General features: G+C 41.8%; 24 protein-coding genes, 2 tRNA genes and 1 other annotated feature. Of the genes, 15 read left to right on the top strand and 11 right to left on the bottom strand.

Annotation, left to right across the window (positions count from 1 at the left end):
- Positions 1-33: 33 nt before the first annotated feature.
- Entirely contained in the window at positions 34-1,119 is a 1,086-nt protein-coding gene (locus BN1067_RS04545; protein WP_053217707.1) for an HD-GYP domain-containing protein, read from the top strand.
- Positions 1,120-1,219: 100 nt separating this feature from the next.
- Here the strand turns inward: BN1067_RS04545 and BN1067_RS04540 are convergent, their stop codons facing one another.
- The gene (locus BN1067_RS04540; RefSeq protein ID WP_053217743.1) at positions 1,220-2,176 is read right to left on the bottom strand and encodes a YaaC family protein; all 957 of its coding nucleotides are present in this window, start codon (positions 2,174-2,176) and stop codon (positions 1,220-1,222) included.
- A 236-nt stretch (positions 2,177-2,412) separates the two neighbouring features.
- Here BN1067_RS04540 and guaB point away from each other — a divergent pair, with 236 nt between their 5' ends.
- The 11 genes from guaB to proC all read left to right on the top strand — a co-directional run bounded on the left by guaB (position 2,413) and on the right by proC (position 15,217).
- Positions 2,413-3,882 (top strand): IMP dehydrogenase, encoded by a 1,470-nt coding sequence (gene guaB / locus BN1067_RS04535; protein ID WP_053217706.1) that lies wholly within the window; start codon positions 2,413-2,415, stop codon positions 3,880-3,882.
- A gap of 413 nt (positions 3,883-4,295) precedes the next feature.
- Positions 4,296-5,306, top strand: a complete 1,011-nt coding sequence (locus BN1067_RS04530; RefSeq protein WP_053217705.1) for a TAXI family TRAP transporter solute-binding subunit — start codon at positions 4,296-4,298, stop codon at positions 5,304-5,306.
- 162 nt (positions 5,307-5,468) lie between these two features.
- Complete coding sequence (locus BN1067_RS04525; RefSeq protein ID WP_053217704.1) at positions 5,469-5,990, top strand: DUF1850 domain-containing protein; 522 nt, start codon at positions 5,469-5,471, stop codon at positions 5,988-5,990.
- On the top strand, positions 5,980-8,082 hold the full coding sequence (locus BN1067_RS04520; protein ID WP_053217703.1) for a TRAP transporter permease: 2,103 nt from the start codon (positions 5,980-5,982) through the stop codon (positions 8,080-8,082). The genes BN1067_RS04525 and BN1067_RS04520 overlap by 11 nt, the downstream gene beginning before the upstream one ends.
- A gap of 148 nt (positions 8,083-8,230) precedes the next feature.
- On the top strand, positions 8,231-8,914 hold the full coding sequence (locus BN1067_RS04515; RefSeq protein WP_053217702.1) for a uracil-DNA glycosylase: 684 nt from the start codon (positions 8,231-8,233) through the stop codon (positions 8,912-8,914).
- A gap of 191 nt (positions 8,915-9,105) precedes the next feature.
- Positions 9,106-10,443, top strand: coding sequence for a serine hydrolase (locus BN1067_RS04510; RefSeq protein WP_407701348.1), 1,338 nt, complete (start codon positions 9,106-9,108; stop codon positions 10,441-10,443).
- A gap of 104 nt (positions 10,444-10,547) precedes the next feature.
- Positions 10,548-11,432 carry a pyridoxal 5'-phosphate synthase lyase subunit PdxS gene (gene pdxS, locus BN1067_RS04505; RefSeq protein ID WP_053217701.1) on the top strand — a complete coding sequence of 295 codons (885 nt, stop codon included), beginning with the start codon at positions 10,548-10,550 and terminating at the stop codon, positions 11,430-11,432.
- A gap of 57 nt (positions 11,433-11,489) precedes the next feature.
- Positions 11,490-12,080, top strand: a complete 591-nt coding sequence (pdxT, locus tag BN1067_RS04500; protein ID WP_053217700.1) for a pyridoxal 5'-phosphate synthase glutaminase subunit PdxT — start codon at positions 11,490-11,492, stop codon at positions 12,078-12,080.
- A 30-nt stretch (positions 12,081-12,110) separates the two neighbouring features.
- Positions 12,111-12,320 (top strand) — a binding site (T-box leader).
- 88 nt (positions 12,321-12,408) lie between these two features.
- Positions 12,409-13,683, top strand: a complete 1,275-nt coding sequence (serS, locus tag BN1067_RS04495; RefSeq protein ID WP_053217699.1) for a serine--tRNA ligase — start codon at positions 12,409-12,411, stop codon at positions 13,681-13,683.
- Between the two features lie 123 nt (positions 13,684-13,806).
- Positions 13,807-13,899: transfer RNA gene (locus BN1067_RS04490), tRNA-Ser, on the top strand.
- 478 nt (positions 13,900-14,377) lie between these two features.
- Complete coding sequence (gene proC, locus BN1067_RS04485) at positions 14,378-15,217, top strand: pyrroline-5-carboxylate reductase (RefSeq protein ID WP_053217698.1); 840 nt, start codon at positions 14,378-14,380, stop codon at positions 15,215-15,217.
- 110 nt (positions 15,218-15,327) lie between these two features.
- On the opposite strand, the gene BN1067_RS04480 is transcribed toward proC, so the two are convergent.
- Positions 15,328-16,008 carry a deoxynucleoside kinase gene (locus tag BN1067_RS04480; protein WP_053217697.1) on the bottom strand — a complete coding sequence of 227 codons (681 nt, stop codon included), beginning with the start codon at positions 16,006-16,008 and terminating at the stop codon, positions 15,328-15,330.
- Positions 16,005-16,646 carry a deoxynucleoside kinase gene (locus tag BN1067_RS04475; protein WP_053217696.1) on the bottom strand — a complete coding sequence of 214 codons (642 nt, stop codon included), beginning with the start codon at positions 16,644-16,646 and terminating at the stop codon, positions 16,005-16,007. The genes BN1067_RS04480 and BN1067_RS04475 overlap by 4 nt, the downstream gene beginning before the upstream one ends.
- 216 nt (positions 16,647-16,862) lie before the next feature.
- Here BN1067_RS04475 and BN1067_RS04470 point away from each other — a divergent pair.
- Positions 16,863-16,935: transfer RNA gene (locus BN1067_RS04470), tRNA-Arg, on the top strand.
- Positions 16,936-17,030: 95 nt separating this feature from the next.
- On the opposite strand, the gene BN1067_RS04465 is transcribed toward BN1067_RS04470, so the two are convergent.
- The 4 genes from BN1067_RS04465 to BN1067_RS04450 form a co-directional block, all read right to left on the bottom strand.
- Positions 17,031-18,188, bottom strand: a complete 1,158-nt coding sequence (locus BN1067_RS04465) for a tyrosine-type recombinase/integrase (protein ID WP_053217695.1) — start codon at positions 18,186-18,188, stop codon at positions 17,031-17,033.
- Positions 18,185-18,679 (bottom strand): ImmA/IrrE family metallo-endopeptidase, encoded by a 495-nt coding sequence (locus tag BN1067_RS04460; RefSeq protein ID WP_053217694.1) that lies wholly within the window; start codon positions 18,677-18,679, stop codon positions 18,185-18,187. Before BN1067_RS04460 ends, BN1067_RS04465 begins: the two co-directional genes overlap by 4 nt.
- Positions 18,680-18,747: 68 nt before the next feature.
- Positions 18,748-19,329: a hypothetical protein gene (locus tag BN1067_RS04455; protein WP_053217693.1), complete on the bottom strand. Its 582-nt coding sequence runs from the start codon at positions 19,327-19,329 to the stop codon at positions 18,748-18,750.
- A gap of 259 nt (positions 19,330-19,588) precedes the next feature.
- Positions 19,589-20,128 carry a hypothetical protein gene (locus tag BN1067_RS04450; protein ID WP_053217692.1) on the bottom strand — a complete coding sequence of 180 codons (540 nt, stop codon included), beginning with the start codon at positions 20,126-20,128 and terminating at the stop codon, positions 19,589-19,591.
- Between the two features lie 127 nt (positions 20,129-20,255).
- Between BN1067_RS04450 and BN1067_RS04445 the strand changes: the two genes are divergently transcribed.
- Entirely contained in the window at positions 20,256-20,489 is a 234-nt protein-coding gene (locus tag BN1067_RS04445; protein WP_053217691.1) for a hypothetical protein, read from the top strand.
- 485 nt (positions 20,490-20,974) lie between these two features.
- Here BN1067_RS04445 and BN1067_RS04440 read toward each other — a convergent pair whose 3' ends face one another.
- The 4 genes from BN1067_RS04440 to BN1067_RS04425 all read right to left on the bottom strand — a co-directional run bounded on the left by BN1067_RS04440 (position 20,975) and on the right by BN1067_RS04425 (position 25,524).
- Positions 20,975-22,216 carry a Ger(x)C family spore germination protein gene (locus tag BN1067_RS04440; protein ID WP_053217690.1) on the bottom strand — a complete coding sequence of 414 codons (1,242 nt, stop codon included), beginning with the start codon at positions 22,214-22,216 and terminating at the stop codon, positions 20,975-20,977.
- A complete protein-coding gene (locus tag BN1067_RS04435) occupies positions 22,213-23,304 on the bottom strand; it encodes a GerAB/ArcD/ProY family transporter (RefSeq protein WP_053217689.1) in 1,092 nt (363 codons plus the stop codon). Before BN1067_RS04435 ends, BN1067_RS04440 begins: the two co-directional genes overlap by 4 nt.
- 19 nt (positions 23,305-23,323) lie before the next feature.
- The gene (locus BN1067_RS04430; protein WP_234400627.1) at positions 23,324-24,751 is read right to left on the bottom strand and encodes a spore germination protein; all 1,428 of its coding nucleotides are present in this window, start codon (positions 24,749-24,751) and stop codon (positions 23,324-23,326) included.
- Between the two features lie 239 nt (positions 24,752-24,990).
- Positions 24,991-25,524, bottom strand: coding sequence for a YceI family protein (locus tag BN1067_RS04425; protein ID WP_053217687.1), 534 nt, complete (start codon positions 25,522-25,524; stop codon positions 24,991-24,993).
- Positions 25,525-25,900: 376 nt separating this feature from the next.
- Here BN1067_RS04425 and BN1067_RS20580 point away from each other — a divergent pair.
- A partial coding sequence (locus BN1067_RS20580; protein ID WP_407701362.1) for a hypothetical protein occupies positions 25,901-26,016 on the top strand: 116 nt, incomplete at its 3' end.

Raw genomic sequence — 26,016 nt, 5'->3', positions numbered from 1 at the left:
TTCAATACATACCGATAAAGGGGTGCAGAAAAGGTGAAAGTACACCCATCTCAGTTAATTCCAGGCTGTGTGGTTGCAGAAGATATTCCAGGAAAAACAGGACGGCCGATAATGCATGCGAAAACAGTGTTAACGGAAGATTTGATTGATATTTTGCATTGTTTCTTAATCGAAGAAGTGGAAGTATTAACCCGCCTGGAAGATGGAATCCCATTCGTTCCTGGCCAAAAAATCATCCAGAAAGACGAACAGGAAGAGAAGCCAGCTCCAATTGATTTGCCTTTCACCGAGTTTTATACGTGGACTGTTGAACAATACAAGCGTATGTTTGTTGGATGGAGAAACGGTAAAGATGTGCAAATCAACCAAGTCAGAAAACTGATTGTCCCTTTGTTGGAAAGGGTCGATGAGATTGGCTTGAGATTGTACAACCTGCATAAGCTCTCTACTAAAAAGGACTATGTTTATCATCATGCCGTCATGATGGGGTTATTGTCTGCCTTTTTGGCAAAGAAAAGCAACTATAAGCATGAATGGATCCAAGTAGGGATAGCGGGCTTTCTGGCCGACTGTGGCATGGCAAAAATCGATGAAAATATCCTTTATAAAGCAGGAACACTCAATACCGCTGAATACGAGGAAATCAAGAAGCATCCCGTGTATTCTTACCGCATGGTAGAGCATGTTTCTACCCTTTCACAAGGAATAAAACTTGCCATTTTGCAGCATCACGAAAGACTGGATGGTAGCGGCTATCCGCTAGGGGTCGGTGGCGAAAAAATTCATCCGTATGCCAGATTCATCGCCATCAGTGATATTTATCATGCGATGACGGCTGAACGTAGTTATCAAAAGCAGCAGTCCCCATTCAAGGTTATCGAAGAAATCTTGTATGAACAGTTCGGCAAGCTGGACCATCCGTTGGTGGAAAACTTTATCAGCAGTTTGACGAACTTCGGAACTGGTACCCAAGTGATTCTGTCAAATAAGCAGCAGGCAGAAATCGTCTTTATCGAAGCCAAATACCCAACAAGGCCAATGGTACGGCTACATTCCGGACAGCAGGTTATTTCCTTGAAAGATGATCTATCCCTTTATATAGAAGAAATACTATCTTGATTTTTTAAGGTTTGAAAGACTTTCTCCGTTTTTCAAACCTTTTTTGCATGCAAAACTATTTCAGTAATGAGTGTCTTAACTTCCAAATCGGCTTGTTTCTTCATTGCTGGTCATATAAATACCATCCAAGCAGAAAAGGTACTTTGTCGGCTGTGATTTGCAGAAAGTGGACAATGAATGGATGGTCCTCGTTTGGAAGGGAATGCAGCAAGTCCCCCCACCACTCTGTTTCATAACGACAAATCATGCTTAAGTTGTAAAGCAGTAAATAGTGTGCCATGATTTCGTGCCATTCGGTGAATTGCTCTCTGCCGGAAGGAAAAAAGATCGATTCCTCCTCCCAGTCGAAAAAAACCGGCCCTTGGGAATGGGGTGTAACAGGTCCGGGAATATCGACGATCAGATGGCTTTTGGTTGTCTTTTTTGCGAGAAAAGGAGGAAAGAAAGCAGCCATTTTGCTCAAAAAGGCCGTTTCTGTCACATGGTACGTATCGAGACAGGATAGCGGAAAGCGCAGCTGGTTTTCCTGGCAGCTGCCTATCTTAATAAGCGGGGTACTGCCATGATGGAACTGAATAAGCCTGCTTACTTCCGGAATATGGGCAAAAAGACGATGCATGGCAATTTTTCTGTCTTTTAGAGGGTCGATTTGAAAGAGAACGTTTGAAAAATAAGGGAACAAGCCGTTATGTTGAATTTTGACTTCGTCCTTCCAAAAGGAATATTGTTGTTTCTTTCTCTTTCTTGTGGAAACACCATGCGCTAAAAGGGATGTATTTTCCGGATAGTCCGGCCGTTTAGTGAGCAGGCATGCCTTCAAAAGATGGACCATGCCATAAAACAGCAGGATCGGTTTTACCATAAGGGGTGCATTTCTGCTTGTTTCGTAAAAAGTCCGGCCGTGTTCCAAGTAATAGAGAAATCGGTAGCAGTTCTGGTAGCTTTTAGTTTCTGCCTCCTCCAGCTTATTTGTATGGTAACAGCGGGATAAAAAAGTTTGGGAGGTTTCCACCGACTTCAGGTATGTAAGAAAGTCATTTACTTCTTTTTTCCACATGAACAGGACCCTTTCCGACTGATTCATAAAAGACTGATTATTTAAACTTTTTCTGTTGAAACCCCTTCCTTTTGCTTGTTTTCAATGTCAAGAATTTCCGCTGTCTAATTTTGTTTATAAATGCTTGAAAAAGCAAAAGGGTTGTCGTATTGTAAGTAACAATAAGTTTTTGCTGTACGCTTATGATAACCAAATTTTCATAAACAATAAGATGATATCAAAAGGAGGATCCAGCAATGAGGGAGGACAAGTTTGCCAAGGAAGGACTAACGTTCGACGATGTATTGTTAGTGCCTGCCAAATCAGAAGTATTGCCAAGGGATGTATCCTTGGATACGGAGTTATCGCCAAACATCAAATTGAAGATGCCATTGATAAGTGCGGGAATGGATACAGTAACCGAAGCGGCTATGGCCATTTCCATGGCACGGCAAGGCGGATTGGGAGTCATTCATAAAAATATGTCGATAGAAGAACAAGCCGAAAACGTCGACATGGTAAAACGCTCTGAAAGTGGTGTCATTACCAACCCGTTCTTCCTGCTTCCAGATAACCAGGTCTTTGATGCCGAGCATTTAATGGGCAAGTTTCGCATTTCTGGTGTGCCAATCGTTAACAACAAAGAAGAGCAAGTACTTGTCGGAATCATTACCAACAGGGACCTTCGTTTTATTCAGGATTATTCCATCAAGATATCAGAAGTAATGACAAGTGAGCATCTCGTAACAGCGCCTGTGGGCACAACACTGACCGAAGCGGAAGAGATCTTGCAAAAGTACAAAATCGAGAAACTGCCGCTTGTAGATGATCAGGGAGTATTAAAAGGGTTGATCACTATCAAAGATATTGAAAAAGTCATCGAATTTCCTCACTCTGCGAAGGATAGCCAGGGCAGATTGCTGGTTGGAGCTGCTGTAGGAGTGACAGCAGATGCGATGACCAGGATATCCAAGCTCGTAGAGGCTGGAGTCGATGTCCTCGTTATCGATACAGCGCACGGACATTCCCAAGGTGTGATCGAGCAGGTCCGAAGAGTACGGGAAAACTACCCCGATATTGATATTATCGCCGGTAATGTGGCAACTCCGGAGGCAACAAAAGAGTTGATCGAAGCTGGGGCAAATATCATAAAGGTCGGCATTGGCCCCGGTTCTATCTGTACAACCAGGGTAGTAGCAGGTGTAGGAGTCCCGCAAATCACTGCTATTAATGATTGTGCGGAAGAAGCCCACACGCATGGCGTTCCGATTATTGCCGACGGCGGAATCAAGTATTCAGGAGATATTGCCAAAGCGATGGCAGCCGGTGCCCATGCGGTAATGATCGGCAGTTTGTTTGCAGGTGTATCGGAAAGCCCGGGAGAAACAGAAATTTTCCAGGGCAGAAGGTATAAAGTGTACCGTGGCATGGGCTCAGTATCAGCGATGAAGTCCGGATCGAAGGATCGGTACTTCCAGGAAAGCGAAGAAACGAAAAAATTGGTACCCGAAGGAATCGAAGGACGGGTTGCCTACAAAGGACCGCTGGCCGATACTGTTCACCAGCTTCTTGGCGGATTGCGATCCGGCATGGGTTATTGCGGTGCCAAAGATTTGGAAGTATTCCGGAACGAAGCGCAGTTTATCCGGATGACAGGCGCCGGGCTTCGGGAAAGCCATCCACATGATATACAAATCACCAAAGAATCGCCTAACTACTCTATATAACGTAAACAAAAGGAGCTGTCCCATCAGTCTGTAAGAGACTTATAGGGGCAGCTTTTTTTCGTTATGAATAGGAGAAGAATAGTGAACCAGGCAAACAAGAGGACAAGGTTCATCGTTTTTCCCCTGGTGGCCCTCATTCAGCCTAGTCTTTCCCGCATGATGCAAAATCGGTAATTTTTACAAAAAAGCATCGCCCCTTTCACAGGACGAGGCCCTCTTTGAAACAATACGAAAATCTAGCAACAATGCCTCCTCCCCAGTCTTGGTGTGCGACCGAATGCCCAGACGTTTTTCTTCCTTCCACCTACGAAAAAACCAAGAACTGCTTCGAAGTTTGTCGATAGGACAAATAATATTTGAATTTAATTTATTTTATTTGCTATAATGAAGTATATTTTAAAAGGGGGAAGAGTATGGAAAAGAAAAAATGGTTACTTATATTGGTTTTGACGTTTGCTTTATCCATGCTGCTGGCTGCTTGTGGCGGCGGAGAGGCCGATCCGGATTCCGGCGGCGATGAAGGAGAAGGCGATAGCGCTGACAGCGGCGAAACTCAATTTCTCAGCATTTTGACAGGTGGAACAGAAGGTACATATTACCCGCTTGGCGGTACTTTTGCCCAAATTATCAATGATAATCTTGATAATGCAGAGGCAAACGCACAATCAACGGGTGCTTCTGTCGAGAACATGAAGACAATGAGAGACGGGGATGCCGAGCTTGCCTTCACTCAAACCGACATTGCTGCATATGCGGCAGAAGGTTCTGTCATGTTCGAGGGTGATCAGATTGATAATATCCAAGCAATTGGAACCCTTTACCCGGAAACAATTCAAATTGTAACAACAGCGGACTCCGGCATCGAAACAGTTGCTGACCTGGAAGGAAAAGTCGTTTCAGTAGGTGCACCTGGTTCCGGTACAAATGCCAGTGCAACCGACATTTTGGAAGTTTACGGCCTTTCCATGGATGATATCGAAGCACGGGATCTAGACTTTGGCGACTCCACTTCCGGAATCCAGGATGGTACGATCGATGCTGCTTTCATCACTTCTGGTACTCCGACTGGAGCTGTAGAGAGTCTTGCGGCTACTACTGATGTGAACATCGTGCGTTTCGACGAAGATAAAATCCAAGAGTTGATCGATGCGCATCCTTATTATTCAGAGGACGAAATCGATGCAGGTACTTACGGTCTTGAAGAAGCAGTGAAAACAGTTGCCGTGCAGGCAATGCTCGTTACATCTGCTGATTTAAGCGAAGATGTTGTTTATGATATAACAAGAGCAATTTTTGAAAATACTGATCAAATCAGCCATCCTAAAGGAGAATTCATCTCTGCGGAATCAGCACTGGATGGAGTAGGTATTGATTTGCACCCAGGTGCTAAAAAGTATTTTGATGAAAAGGGAATTGAACAGTAAAAACAAAAACGACGAAGAGTACTGATGAGGATGTCCCGCTCCACAGCCTGCTTTTTTACTTCCTGCAGCAGACCGTGCCTTTTACGGCCGGGCCTGTTTCCTGCTGGTGGCAGAAGGTTGCTCGCGTGGACCCCTCATCTTTTTGTTTAGAAGGGATAATCTATGCTAGAAAAGAAAAGTTGGCTGTTCGCAGGAATGATTATTTTACTTGCAGCTGCCGCTGTTTTATTGTTTTATCCTTATCGTTATGTACTGGCTTTGCAAGATCCATTTACCGATGAAGTGCTAGCCTACTTGCCTGTCAAGGACACCGATCATTTTCAAATCAAGTTCACCCACTCCGTCCATCTTTCCGATGTCATCGAAGAGTATGAAATTAAAAATGAAACCATTTATCCCTATCAACTGGTTTATGAAGATACAGCCATTGGCATGCCCTCGAATGCAGGGGAAGGGGAAACATTTGAAGTGAAGGATGGAAAATACTACATTTCTAATTTGCAAGGCTCTTTTTCGCAGATCAACCTTGCAGTTGGTCAAGTAAGGGCAAACCATACTATTATTTATCAAAACCAAAGCTATTTACTTAAAGATTATGTAGGGGCAGGTACCTCCATTACCATAACCCCCACTCATGAAAGTAACTGGCATCTTTTAAAAGGGGTGAATATTCATGAGCGCTAATAATGAAACGCTTACAGAACAACAACAACAAGAATTGATACAAAAATATGACCAGGAATCATCCTACCGGTTTATAACCGGTACTATGGCTAAAGTGGTCTTTTTCGGTCTGTTGGCATTTTCTTTATATCAAATCTTTGCCACAACTATTTATCCTCTTCCTGCACAAATGCATCGTTCCATCCATATTGGGTTCGGGCTTGTGCTCATCTTCCTATTGTTCCCCGCAACAAAAAAAGGGAGATCAAGCGGAAAAATCGCCTGGTATGATTATATCCTGGCACTGCTTGGCTTTGGAGTCGGAGCTTATTGGCCATTAATGTATGAAGAGATTGTAAGAAGAGCTGGCGATATAAGTCAGATGGACATGATAGTCGGAATAATAGCAGTGCTGCTTGTTCTCGAAGCAACAAGGCGTTCAGTCGGTCTTCCTATCACGATTATCGCCGTGGCGTTTTTGGCATATGCTTACTGGGGACGACAAATGCCTGGCTTTCTCATTCATCGTGGGGTCAACATCGATAATCTCGTGCAATCGATGTTTTTCACAACCGAAGGTATTCTTGGAACACCGATCGCCGTTTCCTCCACCTTTATTTTCCTGTTCCTATTGTTCGGTTCTTTTCTGGTGAAAACAGGTGTCGGCCAATATTTCAATGACCTGGCTGTTTCCCTTGCAGGAAAACGAACAGGTGGACCAGCGAAAGTAGCGATCTTTTCCAGTGCCTTGCAAGGTACCATCAGTGGGAGCTCTGTAGCCAATGTGGTGACATCCGGTTCGTTTACGATTCCGATGATGAAGCGACTTGGCTATCGGCGAGAGTTTGCAGGTGGGGTGGAAGCAGCTGCTTCTACTGGCGGACAGCTTATGCCTCCTATCATGGGAGCTGCAGCCTTCTTGATGATTGAGTTTATCGGAATTGATTATTGGACGATTGCCAAGGCGGCAGCGATTCCTGCATTGCTTTACTTTACCGGTGTTTGGATCATGACCCATTTTGAGGCGAAGCGGACAGGTCTAAAGGGGTTATCGGATGAAGAAATTCCTGATCGCAAGCAAGTATTAAAGAAAATATATCTTTTACTGCCAATTGTGGCGATTGTCTTTTTCTTAAGCAGCGGCTTAAGTGTCATGCGGGCAGCAATTTATGGAATACTGACCACAATTTTGGTCGGAGTACTTCGCGAAGACCGTTTCCGAAAAATTTATCCGATCGTTTTTGCAGCAGTATTCGTATTGTATCTCGTGTATGGTTTTATCACTGGTGGACCGTCTGTCGTTTCTGGCTTGGTAGCAGCCGCGGTTGCCACGATCATTGTCAGCTATTTCTTTGACGGCAACTTCAAGGAATCGGTTGATGCATTGGTTGATGGCGCGAGAACGGCATTAGCGGTAGTAGCAGCTACAGCAGCTGCCGGTATTATTGTAGGTGTCGTAACCAAAACAGGCTTAGGACTGAAGCTGGCCAACAGTCTCGTCTCCCTGGCGAATGAACAAATTCTGCTGACCCTTTTCTTCACGATGGTTGCAGCAATCATTCTCGGGATGGGGTCACCGACTACTGCCAACTATGTTATTACATCAACAATCGCCGCACCTGCGATTATTTTACTGGGTGTTGGTGATTTACCTGCACACTTGTTTGTCTTTTATTTCGGCATCGTAGCGGATATCACACCACCTGTGGCATTGGCTGCCTTTGCTGCAGCTGGTATTGCTTCAGGAGAGCCGATACGAACGGGGCTCAATGCAGCTAAAATTGCCATTGCTGCGTTCATTATTCCGTACATGTTTGTCCTGCAGCCACAGCTGTTGATGATAGATACAACTGCGCTGGAGCTTATCTGGATCCTGTTCACTGCTGTAGCAGGAATGATTGCCATAGGAGCTGGATTGATCGGCTATTGGTATCGCAAAGTGTTCTGGCCTGAGCGGTTGTTTGCAGTGGCCGGAGGATTGACGTTAATTTATCCGGGCACTTATTCCGATGTGATCGGTTTGTCCGTGTTTGCCATCCTGTTGGCCTTACAGTTTTTCTACAAACGTAATAAACTGGGAGTACCGGAAACACAAGCACGTGCAAAAGCATAAACGATAAAACTGTCCTGTTGGCAAAACAGGACAGTTTTTTTCGTTATCCAAACTATATATGATTAGGGTAGAGAAATAGTTGATTTTGTGAGGTTTCCGCCAGCTATTAATCGAAAAACGTATCATTAACATCATAAGGAGGATTAATATGGCTAAACAATTACTCAAAAATGATTGGAAGGATAAGCTGCAGCAGGAATTTGAACAGGATTATTACCAGGAGTTACGTACTTTTTTAAAGCAGGAATACGGACAAAAAACAGTTTATCCAGCTATGGACCATATCTATGAAGCGTTGCATTTAACTTCTTATGCCGATACCAAAGTGGTCATTCTCGGCCAGGATCCTTATCATGGCCCAAATCAGGCGCATGGGCTGAGTTTTTCTGTTCAGCCGGGAGTAACTCCCCCGCCTTCTTTGAAAAACATTTTTAAAGAGTTGAAAGCCGATATAGGATGCCCGATTCCCGATCATGGCTACCTGAAAAAGTGGGCTGAACAAGGTGTGCTTATGTTGAACACCGTCTTAACGGTCCGGAAAGGACAAGCTGCTTCCCATCGGGGTAAGGGGTGGGAACATTTCACCAACAGAGTGATCGAGGTGCTGAATGAACGGGAGAAACCGGTCGTTTTCCTGCTATGGGGCCGTCATGCTCAGGAAAAGCAGGTACTGCTGGATACAGACAAGCATCGGGTGATCACTTCTCCTCATCCAAGTCCGTTTTCAGCGAACAAAGGGTTTTTTGGCAGCAAACCGTTCTCACGGGCCAATTCTTTTTTAGAAGAATTGGGAGAATCACCGATAGACTGGTGTTTAGCAGAGAAGGAATAAAGACAATCTATTAAACTTGGAAAGACAAGGTAGTTATTCAGGGAAAAAATACAAGTCGCTTTCTCTTGCTAATAGGTACATTTACACAAATGTCCATTCATGCCAAAACGCTTCAGAAAAGCAGTTTCGCTTTGCTCCTACCTGTGATAGAATATGAAAGATGCATACTATTTTCGTGGAGGTAGAGAAAGTTGAAACAGACATTAAAAGCATCTTTTTTTCTATTAATGGCGGTGCTGCTCGCATTTACATCGTTAGTTACAAAGCCCGGGAAGGCAAATGCGGCCGACTCGCTTGATTTGAAGGCGGAGTCTGCTATTTTGGTTGACGCGGAAACGGGTAAAATTTTATATGCGAAACAGCCTGATATAAAATTACCTCCAGCTAGTATGACCAAAATGATGACAGAATATCTTGTATTGGAAGCCATCGATGAAGGTCAAATCAGCTGGGATACGACTACGCAAATCAGTGATTATCCTTATGGAATTTCTGCCAGTAATATATCTTCTGGAGTGGGCCTGACGCAAGATAAGGATTATACAGTACGTGAGTTATACGAAGCAATGGCTATCATTTCCGATAACGGAACGACCATCGCGCTTGCTGAATTAATTGCAGGTTCTGAAGGCGAATTCGTGAAAATGATGAATGAAAAAGCAGAAGAAATGGGACTGCCGGATTATCAGTTCGTTAATGCTACCGGTCTTTCCAATTCCGATTTAGGTGATAACTATCCGGAAGGCACTGAGCCTGACGCCGATGATCTTTTGTCGGCAGAATCCACTGCCTTACTTGCCTATCACTTAGTGAATGATTATCCGGAAGCATTGGATATAACGAGCAAAATGACAACAGAATTTGAAGGAAAGACGCTGGAAAACTTGAATTGGATGTTGCCTTGGGATAATGTCAACTTCAAACAATTCGGTTTCGAGGGCGTTGATGGATTGAAAACAGGCTGGACGGATCTTGCCGGCTACTGTTTTACCGGTACAGCAGAACGAGATGGCAGAAGGCTTATCTCTGTTGTCATGAAGACAGAAAGCAAGGAAGCACGATTTGAAGAAACTGCGAAATTGCTTGATTACGGGTTTTCTCAATTTGAAAACAAAGAGGTCTTTCCTGAGGGATACCAGAAAGAAGACCAAACAAGCTTGCCTGTAACAAAGGGAAAAGAGGACGAGGTTGCGATCGCTTCTAATGCAGCGATGAATGCCCCTGTTCAAAACGGCGAAGAAGAGAACTATGATGTCACGTACAAGCTTGACGAAGAAAAGCTGAATAAGGATGGCGAGCTCGTCGCTCCCCTTGAAAAAGGCGAAAAGGTTGGGACAATGGAGCTGACTTATGAGGGCGAAGCCGATTACGGTTACATCACCGGAGAAAAACAAGGGCAGACGGTTGATCTCGTAACGACAGAGGCTGTCGAAAAAGCCAATTGGTTCTCTTTATCCATGAGCGCTATCGGTAATTTCTTCAGTAATATTTTTTCTTCCGTATCAGATACTGTGAAGGGTTGGTTCTAGCCCGAATACATTCTGGTTGGGGTTTTCAAAAAAATAAGGTAAAATATTGAATAATCAATGAAAGATGCTAATTAAAGAGTGATTATATATGGGAGGAATACAGAATGTCTAATTTTGGTACTGATCGCGTTAAACGTGGAATGGCAGAAATGCAAAAGGGCGGCGTCATCATGGATGTTGTCAATGCAGAACAGGCAAAGCTTGCAGAAGAAGCCGGGGCTGTAGCTGTTATGGCTTTGGAAAGAGTTCCATCTGATATCCGTGCGGCCGGTGGAGTTGCAAGAATGGCAGACCCTACCATTGTAGAAGAAGTGATGAATGCTGTATCCATTCCGGTAATGGCGAAAGCAAGAATTGGACATATTGTGGAAGCTCGTGTGCTGGAGGCAATGGGCGTCGACTATATCGATGAAAGTGAAGTATTGACTCCAGCGGACGAAGTATTTCACCTCAATAAGGCAGAATATACGGTACCGTTTGTCTGCGGCTGCCGCGATTTGGGAGAGGCTTCCCGCCGTATCGGGGAAGGTGCTTCAATGCTTCGTACCAAAGGCGAGCCTGGTACAGGAAATATCGTGGAAGCAGTTCGTCATATGCGTGAAGTTCAATCACAAATCCGTAAACTTGTTGGAATGTCCGATGATGAAGTGATGACATTTGCCAAAGATTTGGGTGCTCCTTACCATGTCTTGCTTGAAATCAAAGAAAAAGGCCGTCTTCCGGTCGTTAACTTTGCAGCCGGCGGTGTTGCCACTCCTGCCGACGCAGCGTTGATGATGCAACTGGGAGCAGATGGCGTGTTTGTAGGCTCCGGTATCTTTAAATCGGATAACCCTGAAAAGTATGCCCGCGCTATTGTGGAAGCAACAACACATTATCAGGATTATGAAATGATCGGCCAGATTTCCAAAGGTCTCGGTACAGCCATGAAAGGCATTGAAATTAGCACGCTTGCACCGGAAAACCGCATGCAGGAGCGTGGCTGGTAAGCAACATTGATAACATTTGATTTTTGGACAATAAACCTCTAAAAGGAGAAATGCAGCATGATAAAAATAGGGGTATTAGGCCTGCAAGGTGCGGTTAGGGAACATATTGATTCTGTTGAAGCATCTGGTGCCGAAGGCATTATCATCAAGAAAAAAGAGCAACTGGAAGAGATTGATGGCTTGATTCTTCCAGGCGGTGAGAGCACGACCATGCGCCGTCTGATTGATAAATATGATTTTTTTGATGCATTAGTCAATTTTGGAAAACAAGGCAAGCCTATTTTTGGAACATGTGCTGGATTGATTTTATTAGCCGGGGAAGTTGTCGGCCAGGAAAAAGCTCATTTGCAATTGATGGATATGAAGGTGGAACGAAATGCTTTCGGACGCCAAAAAGAGAGCTTTGAAGCTGAATTAACCATTAAAGGGGTAGCAGAGGATTTTAATGCTGTATTTATCCGTGCCCCGTATATTCGGGAAGCAGGAGAAGATGTCGAGGTGCTGGCTGTATACAACGATGCCATCGTAGCAGCAAGACAGGGACAGTTCCTTTGCAGTGCTTTTCATCCAGAACTGACGGATGATCACCGGATGACAGCCTATTTCGTTTCCATGGTGGAAGAATCAATGAAAGAACTTGCATCTTAAGGTGATTTTCGCTATTCTAAACTATAATATTGCAATGTAATGACAGGAAATAGTAACGAGAAGCTTCTCTTTAGAGAGCCGGTGGCTGGTGAAAACCGGTGTGAGGTCCTTGTGAATCCATCCTTGAACAGGTATGCCCCAATGCATACCCGGTTAACACCGTTATCGTCAGTGAGCCGGAAGAAATGTTTTATTTCTTCAATAAGGGTGGTATCGCGGGAGAAAACTCTCGTCCCTGTAATATTTTCAGGGACGAGAGTTTTTTATTGGTTAAGGATAGTAGACTCCATCGAGCGTATGGAAAGACTATATGAAGGAGGAATAACTTATGCTGGATATGAAATACTTACGAAACAATTTTGCAGAGGTCAAAGACAAACTAAAACATCGTGGAGAGGATTTATCAGAACTCGACAAATTCGGTGATTTGGATGAACGGAGACGGGAATTGATTTCCGGTACAGAAGATCTAAAGGCTAAACGTAACGACGTTTCAAAGCAAATCGCTGAATTGAAAAAGCAGAAACAGGATGCTGATCCATATATCAAAGAAATGCGCGAAGTAGGAGAAAAAATCAAAGCATATGATACAGAGTTGAAAGAAGTCGAGGAGAAGTTACAAACTCTTTTGCTATCGATTCCGAATATCCCGCACGAAAGTGTGCCCCTAGGAGAAGATGAAGAAGATAACGTGGAGGACAGAAAATGGGGCGAAGCGCCTTCTTTTGCGTTTGACGCGAAAGCACATTGGGACATTGCTACGGACTTGGATATCCTTGACTTCGAAAGAGCTGCTAAGGTGACAGGGAGCCGCTTTGTATTCTATAAGGGTCTTGGTGCAAGACTTGAACGCGCATTGATCAGCTTCATGATGGACTTGCATGCAGAAGAACACGGCTACGTAGAAATGCTTCCTCCATACATGGCCAATCGTGCGAGTATGACCGGAACCGGGCAGCTGCCAAAATTCGAAGAGGACGCCTTTAAAGTTGCCGATACCGATTACTTTTTAATCCCGACTGCAGAAGTTCCGGTAACCAATTATCACCGGGATGATATTCTGTCTGTAGAAGACTTGCCTAGAAAATATGTGGCTTATAGTGCATCCTTCCGTTCTGAGGCTGGATCAGCCGGCCGGGATACGAGAGGATTAATCCGTCAGCATCAGTTCAACAAAGTGGAGCTGGTTCAGTTTGTTAAACCTGAGAATTCTTACCAGGTATTGGAGGAACTCACGGGTCATGCCGAAAAAGTGCTTCAGTTGTTGAAGCTGCCTTATCGAGTGATGAGTATGTGTACAGGAGATCTTGGTTTCACTGCTGCCAAAAAGTATGACATTGAAGTATGGCTTCCAAGCTATGATGATTACAAAGAAATCTCGTCTTGCTCCAATTTTGAGGATTTTCAAGCAAGAAGGGCTGGGATCCGTTTTAGAAGAGAGGAAAAAGCAAAGCCAGAATTTGTGCATACGTTGAACGGTTCCGGTTTAGCAATCGGGAGAACTGTTTCGGCGATTTTGGAGAACTACCAGCAGGAAGATGGAACGGTAGTGATTCCTGAAGTATTGCGACCTTACATGGGTGGAAAAGAAGTAATAAAATAATAAAAGAGGCTAAAAAAAGGCTTTGAAATAATCATTCTCCAGTGCTTTTGTTACAAAAACAAAAATCTCCTTTTAATGGTTGACATCAATTTTTTCAAATGGTATATTAATTGATGTCGACACGGAGGATTACCCAAGTCTGGCTGAAGGGAGCGGTCTTGAAAACCGCCAGGGGCTTCACCGCCCGCGGGGGTTCGAATCCCTCATCCTCCTCCATAATTATACACGCAAACAAATTGGAGATTATACAGAAAAAAATCGTTACTATTGTAACGATTTTTTTTATTTGATTCCAGGGCATAAATGGCATTCGGTGATACGAGGCGAAAACAAACAACATTAATCATTGATTTACACCTTGACAGAAAGCGCTTTTCCTTGCATAATACTTAAAAATAAACCATCGCGAAGAACAGGCCAGTAAATAATGTCCTGCGAAAGAGAGTGGAATTCACCGGCTGAAAGATTCCATCGCATCAGGCATTATTGAAACCTACCTGGGAGCTGTCAGGCTAAAAAACTGACCGTCGCCGGCGTTAACGGTTCGAGCGGGCATCTGTTTCACATGGAACAATGCCAAGCAAGGTGGTACCGCGGATTTTAACCCTCATCCGTCCTTTCTATTATAAGGACAGGTTGGGGGTTTTATATTTTGGTTAAAATAAGATAGCGAAAATCCAAGGAGGAGATCGACATGTTTCATAAAATCGCTTTTATTGGAGCAGGATCCATGGCAGAAGCAATCATGACAGGTATATTAGCCAAAGGTATTTTACAGGCTGATCAAATTTGGGTGACCAACAAAGAAAACAAAGAACGGCTAGAACGATTGAAAAACGTCTACCATGTTCAATGTTCCAAGGACAAACAGCAGGTTGTCCAGGGGGCGGATGTCATCATCCTGTCGATGAAGCCGAAGGACATTACGGAAGCATTAGAAGATTTGAAGGCATATATAACTAATAAACAAATCGTCGTTTCTGTATTGGCGGGTGTATCGACCGACTATATCTCGGAACAATTGGACAAAGGTTGTCCAGTTGTACGGGCGATGCCGAATACATCTGCGACCATTGGCTATTCTGCAACGGCTATAGCGGGAGGGAAGCAGGCAGGACAAGAGCATATTCATATGGTGAAGAGTCTGTTTCACGCAATCGGTACGACGACGGTAGTGGAGGAAGATGATCTCCATACGATAACCGGACTGTCCGGCAGCGGACCTGCTTATATTTATTATTTCGTCGAGGCGATGGAGGATGCAGCTGCCGAAGCAGGCTTGAAGCCGGAAATAGCCAAGGAATTGATTATCCAGACACTTGTCGGGGCAGCGGAAATGTTGAAGAACTCAGATGAGCAACCGTCTGTCCTGCGGGAAAAAATCACCAGCCCGGGAGGAACGACACAGGCTGGACTAGAAACATTGGAAAAATATAAATACCAGGAAGCGTTAATGGAATGTATCAAACAGGCAGCAGCTCGTTCGATCGAGCTGGGCAGTCCATATCAGGCAAAAAACCATGCCGGCAAATAAATAGCAGTTCTCCTGTTGATGGCATGATAGGAGAACAAAAAAGAGCCCGGCATACTTGCGCCGGACTCTTTGTTTCATCGCTGAGAAAGCATTCTACTTTTCAAATGAGCTTAGGTTAATTGCCCGGACTTCCATTTACGGGACTGCTGAATAAAGTGACCGATTTTCTCCAGAACTGGTTCGATCGAGCTTTCGTCATTCAACAGATCGTAATCCGCAATGTTAATCCTTAGAATTGGGCAGGAATTGAAATTGTTGATCCAATTTTCATACCGTTTGTGCATCTCTTCCCAGTATGCAATTGGTGTCTGTTGTTCCATCGGACGGCCGCGCTCTTTTATCCTTCCGAGAATGTCCTCGATGGAACCTTCCAGATAAATGAGTAAGTCAGGATGTGGGAAGTAAGGTGTCATGACCATAGCGTCGAACAAGCTTTTATAGGTTTCATAATCGACTTGTGACATGGTTCCTTTGTCATAATGCATTTTGGCGAAAATACCGGTATCTTCATAAATGGAACGGTCTTGGATAAAACCGCCACCGTATTCGAATATCCGTTTCTGTTCCTTAAAACGTTCAGCCAAAAAGTAAATTTGCAAATGGAAGCTCCAGCGTTCAAAGTCCGCATAAAACTTATCCAGATACGGGTTTGTATCCACTTTTTCCAGCGACGTGCGGAAATTCAAAGCGTCTGCCAAAGCGTTGGTCATGGTTGATTTTCCGACTCCGACTGTTCCAGCTATGGTAATGACACTGTCATTCGGAATGTTATAACGTTCTCTCAAATTCATTTGACTACTTCCCCTTTTCTTAAGTGCTCTTCGACAGTATGGATGATCCCGTCCAGGTCATCCTGGTATTTAACAAAATCCAGAACGTCGCCATTTAAGCGGATGACCGGTATTTCCGGATTCATTTGTTCAAATTGGTTCATGAATTCATTGTAATCCTTGGATAGCTGCTCCAAATAGGCGGGTTGAATGTTTTGTTCAATATCACGGCCGCGCATCCGGATTCGCCCTAACAGGGTATCAAGGCTGGCGTCCAAATAGATCATCATATTTGGTTTCGGCATGTCTGCCGTTAATATGTTATAAATTTGCGCATACTTATCAAATTGTTTTTCCTTTAACGTACGCTTGGCAAAAATCATGTTTTTCGAGATATGGTAATCAGCGATTACAGGCTTTCCTTGTTTTAAGTATTTCGTTTCAATGTCTTCGAGCTGCTTGAAACGATTGCATAAGAAAAACATTTCTGTTTGAAAGCTCCACTCTTCTATGTCATCATAAAATTTCCCCAAGAACGGATTTTCTTCTACTATTTCTTTCAGCAAGTTTAGTTCAAAATGAGCAGCAAGTTTTTTAGCAAGCGATGTTTTGCCTACCCCGATGGGTCCTTCTACAGCAATAAACGGAAGTTGTCCCATTTCTCCTCCTCCAATCATCAAGCAAGGTGCTAATCTATAGTTAGAAAAAATATAAAGTCCATTATTCGTTATTATTCGACAGACAGATACCATTTTATCACACCGGTCCAGTCTGGAATAGTCTTCTTTAAAATTGTCATGTTTTTCCCTTTTCAAGCAGCGTAGTATTTTGTATAATAAGTAGTGCTTCCTTTTTACCAGCATTCATTAACTTATGGCTCCATAGCTCAGGGGATAGAGCAATGGTTTCCTAAACCATGTGTCGCAGGTTCGAATCCTGCTGGGGCCATCACCAATGAATACAGTAATAGCAAGGGTTTTCGCGGTTTGCGTACCCTTGCTATTTTTTTCTTTATGCCTCATTTGGGCCGAGTATGGGACATTTCACGTTTGAATCGAATCTTTGTTCTCATTTTTGGCTCCGAAAATTTCATCGCCAAATTGTTCAGCTGCAGCTCTCTGGATGTTAGGGAGCACGTGTGAATATAAATCTAATGTAACTGTAATCGATGAATGTCCCAGTCGTTCTTGAACTACTTTAGGGTGAACCCCTTGCTTCAACATTAAGGTTGCGTGGGTATGTCGGAAATCATGAAAACGGATGAACTTCAACCCGGATTTCTTCATAAGCGGTCTCCAACTCCTGTCCAGGTTTCGCGGCAATATAAAGGATCCATTATTAGCTGCAAGGATTAAGTCTTGATCTTCATATTTATCTCTATTTTCCATTTTAAAAGACATCTGCTGCTTTCTATATGTCTTTAGTTCTTCTAGTACATGATTAAATAAGGAAATGGTTCTTTGATTTTTACTTTTTGTTTCACCTATTTTATACCCACCGCCTTTTTTCCTTGTGACGGCTTGCCTTACAGCAAGAAGCTTATTAGAAAAGTCAATGTCTTGCCAACGAAGAGCGAGTATTTCACCTTTCCGCATTCCGGTAGACAACGCCAACAAGTAAGCAACATAGAATCGATCTCCTTTTGAAAACTCTAAGAAATGCTGCAACTCAAACTCGTCCCATACCTTCATTTCATATTTCTCTGGACGAGGAGGCTTTATGGGAGTACAAGGATTACGCACCGCCCATTCCCATTTAATAGCATCATTGAAGGCGTTATTTAAAACTCGGTGCATATGGACAATAGATTGATTTGATAGTACCTCGTTTTCTATATATTCATCGTAAATTTCCTGTATATGGACAGGCTTCACTTCATTTATTTTTGCCATTCCAAGATTAGGTATCCAGTGATGCATGATGTAGGGCTTATAGTGTGCGTATGTCCCTTCAGATACATTAACCCTTTTATGATCAAGCCACCTTAGTAGGAAGTCCTTGAGGGTCATCTCTTTTTGTTCTACAAAAGTACCCTCCATGATTTGCTGCATGATTTTGTTTCTTTCGAGTCGAGCGGTTGTTTTAGATTTATAAGGGCCGAATCGTGGCCTCTTTCTTTTACCGGTTTTAGGGTCCTTACCAATATCCATACGAAATCCATAGCCACCAGAATCCAACGGGTATATTTTTGGTTCTCTCATTTCAATGCCCCCATTTTAAATGAATTTTGGAAAAAAGATTCTCTCTTTTTCCTTAAAAACATATCCAATCGTTTTTCGGCAAATTCGAATTCCACATTGAATAATTCAGTGAGTAGTTGAATTGCCTGATTTCTGATAGGTGGAATTTTAATACCTTCTAACATGAATGTCGGCACACAAAAGTGATACGAGAAAACAGTTGCATCCCATTCCTGGTAGTTGACAAAGTCTTGGGGTAAGCTAGGATGGTTCCCGACATGTCTTTCACGGTGCCCAAGCTCATGGCCGAAACGCTGCCATAATCTTTCGCTCGAAGAATGCTCGATTACAATACAGTCATTTTCTTCATCGTAAAAACTAACAGATTTGGAAAATACGATGTCTACATTAAGTCTTTCCGCCAAAATAAAAATGTCTAATTGGCATGGAAGTTTAATTGCTATTGATGAATATAACTCTTTGATATAGTCCTCTAATGCTGAATAAACCAAATTGACTAATCCCTTTTAAGAACAAGTGTTCGGTTTTATGTTATAAATAAAAGCCCTTAACAGAGCCCTTATTTATATTTCTCGTCAGTAATTAAGTAAAAATAATCAATATTTCCGCTATCAGCAGCAAAAGCACTTAGTTCAGAAAGATTTGCAATGCCTTCCCATCTAGTAACCATTTCATTTTCAAAATCAGGCGCGACCTCATCAAATCCTACTAATACTGATAATTTCTTACGATCGTCTGGTACCTTAATGGGTTCTTCTGGGGTGAGGGTTATACGAGCTGATGTCCCATCTATGTACATTACTTCCAGTCCATTACTGTATGTCTCAGTATGCGCGGCCTGGCCATCTAAGGTAGACTCTTCGGTAGATTCAGGGTCCCCAAATTTATCGCGTATATCTTCTTGAGACATTTTAGATATAGCATACAAATCGATTAGAAATTCATTTTCTGACTCCTCAGTGTCTTTTTTCTTACTTTCGGTTTGCGCTTCCTCAGATGGCTCTTCCGTTTGTTTTTTGGAACTAGAGACACTATCTTTTTCTTCTGTTCCTTCATCTTTATTTACCGGTTCTCCCCCACTGTACTTGGTGCAACCTGCCAGTAAACATGCTACTGAGAGAAGGATAAAAAGTTTTTTCATTAAGAAGCCCCCTCTATTTCTTAGAATTAAAGACTTGCGAAGTCCTTTTAGATGAATATTCTTAACTTTGCCCCACGTTAAGCGGGGTTTATTACTTATCAAATTAAATCTTCGATACAAAAAAGCAGCCTTTTACAGACTGCTCAGCTAACCGACACATCCACAATCTCACTCGGTAAAAGTGGAAAATTATAAATATGGGTTAAACAACAAAAAAAGCCTTCACCTTATTTATGAGGTGAAGGCTTTAATAATGATATTAATACCCGTATCTCCAGTTATAATCCCAACCATTAAATGTATTCACATAAGCAGTTTCTGTTTTAATAGCTTTTCTGCTGCCGGTGGTTCCAACTGGATACCTATAATAAGTGGAAATTACCTTGTACCTTTTAATTTTAGGTCTTACTATAATTGTCTTAGTTTGCCCTGTACTTAAACTAATTGTATAGCTTGTGCCGTGTGTTTGTGACTTACCAATTGTGACTCCTAAAGAACTTCCAATCGCTGATTTACCTATGGAGTAGTTTCCAGAAATGGTGTTTGTGTAGCTTCTGTTAAGGGTGGTCGATTCATTAACACTTAAAGTGCCAGGACTGTGACCTGTAGGACCAACTCTCCAGCTACCAAATGAATTACTTACTACAGAGGTAGAAGTGACTACCCATTTGTATTCATATAATTGATTAGGAGTGATTTCTCCTTCAACTTCTTTGGAGTCTGTACTTGCGAAGCTAGATGAAGGTGCAGCTAAAAACAGGGGAATTAACAAAATACTGGAAATAATTGTGTGAAACATCCTTACTTTAATAATTTTTCCTCCTCTAAAAAATAATGTATTTGAATTTTACATATATTATGATACAGTAAATATTTGATAAGTTAAGAATATTCAAAAAATTTAAAGCTTAAGGAGGTAGTATTAGTTGAGAGAAAAAACATTTTTAATATTAGGTGTGGTTTTTTTTCTGGCTAGTGGTTTTGTTTATACGTTGGAACGGTTAAATGTTTATGTGTATTGGCTAGCACAGTCTTTAAACGGTGAGTTTCCTGTTAAACCAGATATGTCTGAAGCTTTTAATAATTTATTTGTTCCAATATTTCTTGCCCTTGGAATAGTATTTTTTGTTGTTTACTTTGTTAAAAGGTCCAACTCATAATACAGTGATAGATGCAAACTATCGGATTAAGTATTTGTTTTTGTTTTATATAGCTAGCGACTTATAAGCCGGTCCCTAAGCGGGACATAGTAAACAATTATGGTTAATTACTCACCCTTATTTTACGGGAATGTTTCTTATTTAACCCCGTGAGATAGGGAAGAACAAATACACACAAAGGCAAATAAGTAAGTCCTAACGATTTCCTAAACCATGTGTCGCAGGTTCGAATCCTGCTGGGGCCATCACGCCAAGGGGCTGTTCTACTTAGAACAGCCCCTTTTTCACAAATAGTTTTGACATCATTTTTCATTAAGTTTGTTATAGTTTAAAAAACAAATAGGGACAAGCGAGCGAAAAAACCGATAAAATTCCTATGCCTATGGCACCCGCCTTATTTCCTTCCTTGTAAACCGTTCGTGAGAAGGAACCACAGTAAAATGCGATATACAAAGAGAAAAGTGTAATGATTATTGTCCCCATACTTAATCCCTCACTTCACCGATATTTGAGTCATCGATCATTTTTCCGAAATATAACTGCTTTAATTTAAAATCGACATGGATCTCTGCATTCGGATAAATGTTGTGACTCCAGTCTGCCTTCTCGTACTCGTCTATCGTAGAAAAATATTTCCTTATATATAAGGACCAGTAAAAAGCATCTGTTTTGTATTCTTCTTGTGTTTTTTTAATTAGATTATTTGCTTCCTCCTCTGCTATCTTGGGAATATATGCTTTAAGTAGTGACCGGTTTTCTTCATTCTGTGAGTAATCAATTAGACTGGGAACCCCGATAATTTCGATTGTGAAGGGAATGGTTACGTTGATCTTTGTGGGTTGATCTTTCCGGTAATCAATCTTCACATCAATGGGGCGGTCTTTTGTAAAGTTAGCTGCAATCCGGTACTTTTTATTTTTCGGATCTGGGTAGGTGCTATACAATGCTTCCATTTCCATGGTGTCATCGAGGATGTTGGCCATTCTTGTCTCCTGGCCGTTGAGAATATCAATCATTTTCCCTTCTTTGAAAACAGCTGATCCCATAAATTGTGTAGGATTTCCGCCTTCTATCGGAATTTGACCGGCAATGTATTGATCTTCATTGCCTTGTGGCTTTTCTTCTGATTGTTGAGTAGTAGCATAAATAGCGAGGAAGGCATCTGCATCCCCCTCTGTTATTTGAAAGAATCGATGGATATCTGCTTCTGGAATGATCCCTGTTTCTGTCGCACGATTAATCATGTACTGATAATATTTGTGCGGACGGGTTTCCAATAGGGGCTGGTTATTTTTTAAAAAGTCACTTGCATTTTCCTTTGAAACAATAATCTGCACCGACCTCCTAAGTTCAGTTGTCCGTGTTGCAGCCTGGATAAGGCGCAGAAATTCACCAGATCTGGCTAGTTCTTCCGACACAACCACCACTTTGGTGTGATCTAAAGCGATTTGTTTGGTCATGACTGAATTAGCGGTATCTTTTGTGGCAATTAAATCGTTTCCTTCCAGGGTGACGGTTTCTCTAGGTTCCTCTTGTGATCCACCGCTGGAAATGGTACTTCCAACCTCCGGATTTGCCGCTTGAAAGGTAATCCGAAATCTGCCTTCCTCATCTGCTTTATCGATACCGATGGCTATCACGTAAGACTGCTGTTCCACTTCAATTTGATCATAGCAACCAGTTAACGGAACGAGAAATGGTATCAGCAAGCATATCCTTTTTATCATCGTCGTAAATCTCCTTTGATTTTGGCTACCAACCATAGTAAAACGGGAAAACCAACGAAGAAGGGAGTAATTATGTTCATGAAAAATGACTTAAATACCAACTCATTGATTACAGCGTTTTCGGGAATCATTCCGATAACTATCCCGAAGAAGGCAAACGGAAGAATCAGTGGTTCGAACTCCTTTATATTAAAGACTGCACCGAAAATCCACGAAATAAAATACAAATAAATCATATACTTGATGAATGCTGCAAACAGCCAAAAAATCATGAAGAATGTCTCGATATTGGTAAAGAAATCCCCCATATTGACGTATTGGGTCAATTCATGGAAAGGAAAAGCAATTTTATCAATTGAATTGTAATCAAAGGTGGTGCAGTAAAGAAAGAAAAAAAACGTCATTTCTATAAAGACAAAAGTGAACCCACTTAATACGCCCAATCTGAATTTTCTTGAGCTGTCAAATGTGGTATAAGCCATTGCCAACAAAAATAGATCAGAGAATAATGATGCCTTTTTTGCTCCTTCGATTACTAAATGCTTAAGACCGTTGCCGAAAATAGGAAATATTCTATCGGTAATTGTCTCCCTGAAAATTAACACTGCAAGCAGCAACACCGATGCCTTAATGTAAAATAAAAATATCCAAGAAGCAGATCCCATTGTCTCAAGTCCTCTTTTCGCCCCATAAAAGGCAATGGCAAACAAAATGAAAAAAATAAAGGGAGTGGGAGAATCAGGGAAATAAAGCAGCTTTAGCTGCTCCGTATAGCTTCTGCCTTCAATCGACATCAAAACAAAGAAAATCAGAAACAAGAGGAAAGCGATGACTTTACCAAGACGCCTTCCCAAAACTTGTACAATTAGCTCAACCAAGTTTTTGTTCTCATATTGTTTTAGCAAATAATACAGTAAAAGAACAGACGGAAGGATGACAGCCAATGAAACCGTAGGCATCAACCAGAAAGCATTTGCTCCTGTTTGCGCAAACAGAGATGGGGTAGTGTTCGATATTTTCACCCCTATCATTAAAATTATCATGGCAAATGCTTCTCTGGCCCGCAGCCTGGATTCTTTTTTATACAATGTCGTCCCTCCTGTTCCTTTATCCTTTTTTTCTTAAATCTTTCGGCTTTATTTGCCCAGGTCTGAAGTACTCATTTTTGATTATCTTCCTGAACAATGTATCGTTGGTGGATTTATAGCTTGGAGACAATGGTGCCAAAAAGGGTACGCCAAACGACCGCAATGATGCTAAGTACATCACCCATAATAAAAATGCACCGGTTAAACTCAACATCCCGAGAAAAGAAGCTGCAAAAATAAACAGGAACCGAGTTATCCGAATGGTGAAGTTCATACTAATATTGGCCACAGCAAATGAGGATAGACCAGAAAGCGCAACAACTATTACAACAATCGGACTGACAATGTTTGCTTCTACGGCCGCCTGCCCGATGATTAAAGCACCTACGATTCCGATTGTCGGTCCCAGAGGATTTGGTATTCTCAGTCCTGCTTCTCTTATTAATTCAAAGGATATTTCCATAAGTATGACTTCAAAAATAACTGGAAAGGGCACTCTTTCTCTTGCGCTGACGATTGCTAAAAGCAGGTCAGGTGGAATCATTTCACTATGATAGTTGGTTACAGCTACATAAACTCCTGAAACTAATAAAGAAATCAAAAAAGCTAAAAAGCGAATAAGCCGGGAAAAGTTCCCGAATAAAAAACGTAAGTATCGATCCTCTTCAGAGTGAAAAAAAGACCAGAAAGTAACTGGAAGGATCAAACAAGCGGACGAGTTTTCCATCAATAAGACGATATATCCATCTTCCAGATAGGAAGCCGCACGATCGGGGCGCTCTGTGTATAATAAACTGGAAACAACTGAATAGGGTCGTTCTTCAATATATTGCTCGAGTGATTCAATATTTCTGACATTATCTACCGATAACTGATCAAGCCGTTCCTTGACATTTTCCAGTACTTCATTGTTTACAATGTCCTTTATATACATGATGGTGACATCGAGCTTTGAGCGGCTGCCCACTGGTTTAGCTTCGGCAATCAATTGTTTGTCGTGAAATCTTTTACGCACTAACGAGATATTGACATTTAAAGACTCCGTGAAGGCCTCTTTTGGTGCTTTTACTGCATTTTCATTTTCCGGTTTTTCGATTCCCCGATGTTGAAAGTCTGCTACGTTTACGGAGTAAGCTGTTTTACTGTCTTCTAGTAGTAAAACGACATTTCCACTGTTTATATCATCTACAATACTGTCAAAATCGGATAGCTCCTTGATTGCTTCAAGGGTAATAATCGAATTTATATTCTCTCCTTTTGCTTCTAGTAAAGGGCGGATAATTCCCTCGTGAATTTTTGTACCATTAACAATTGAAGAGTAAAAAAACAGTCTTACCTTCTGATTTGAGTACCTTGCAGTTATTTCACGAGTTGAAAAATCTTTATTAAGCTCGGAGGAAAATAATTGTTTGAGATGAGTTGTGTTTTTCTCCAGGTTTCTACTCAAAGGGACTTCCTTATTGTCTTTAGCTGTATTTTTTTCCTTAAAGAACACAAAATCACCTCTATGCGTTATACTGCTCCCTATTGTTTGTAGAAATGGATAATTTATAAATATAATTTTCATACAGAGGTTTTTTTTAAAATGAAAAGGAAAAAACAGAGGGGTAGTGGTTGGTAACGGAGTTTACGGGAAGTAACAAAAAAGCGTTCACCAGAATGTGGTGAACGCTTTTTTCATAGTTGTTATGCCTGTGTAGTTGCTTCCAATTCGATCGAAACTTTGATATCGTCACCGATCAAGACGCCGCCTGTTTCTAGTGCAGCATTGTAAGTCAAGCCATAATTACTGCGGGTAATTTTACCTTCGCCGCTGAAACCGTAGACTTGGTTACCCCAAGGATCCTTGCCGCTTCCTTCGAAATCAACTTTGAATGTTTCCTGGCGAGTTGTACCGCGAATCGTCATGTCGCCTGTAACTTCGTACTCATCATCGCCGACTTTTTTCACATCAGTGGATGTGAACGTGATTTTTGGGTTGTTTTCGATGTCGAAAAAGTCTGCAGAACGCAAATGCGTATCACGCTGGTCGTTGCGGGTATCAATGCTGTTTGCATCAATCACAAATTCGATTTCAGCAGAAGTTAGATCTTCCGGATCAGCTGTTATGGTTGCATCAAACTCATGAAAAGTTCCTTTCACTTTAGAAACCATCATGTGTTTTACAGAAAAGTCGATACTTGTGTGGGTTGGATCCACATTGAATGTTTGTTTTGCCATTTTTCTTATTCCCTCCATCTTTTAATTAAAAGCCTGTTGGTGCGTTATTTTTAATGACTCGCTTACTTTATGTAAGTAAGTATATATTAGTAAATGATAAACGTCAACCTTTTTATCTCGAAACTAGGATACTTTTTAGAAAAGAAGGGGACTGTCGCTTACCAAACGATTACCATCAAGGATAATTTGGAAATTGGTTAAGGTTTTTCTCAAGGTTTTTCTCTTTAAATTATTCGGTAAATCATCTAAAATAGGAAGTAATTAAGGGAATTTTTCAAAAATTTAATAAACACATCTAAGGCAACATAAGGTTTAGAGGGGTAGTGAAAGCTTTTTTGAAATCGTTTGCAAAAAATATTTCGGATGAGGTGATCTAATGGACATGCAACCTATTGCAGCTCGTGAAGGCAATCATAATTTAAAGGATTACGAGAAAACCCGCCAGTCGTTTGATTGGGAAGAAGTAAAAAAAGAATTTAGCTGGTACGAAAG

Origin of the sequence: Virgibacillus senegalensis (assembly GCF_000821245.2) — a bacterium.
In the GTDB taxonomy this organism is placed as follows: Bacteria; Bacillota; Bacilli; order Bacillales; family Amphibacillaceae; genus Sediminibacillus; species Sediminibacillus senegalensis.
Note: the sequence above shows the minus strand (reverse complement) of the source record. Positions and strands in the feature narration are given on the sequence as shown.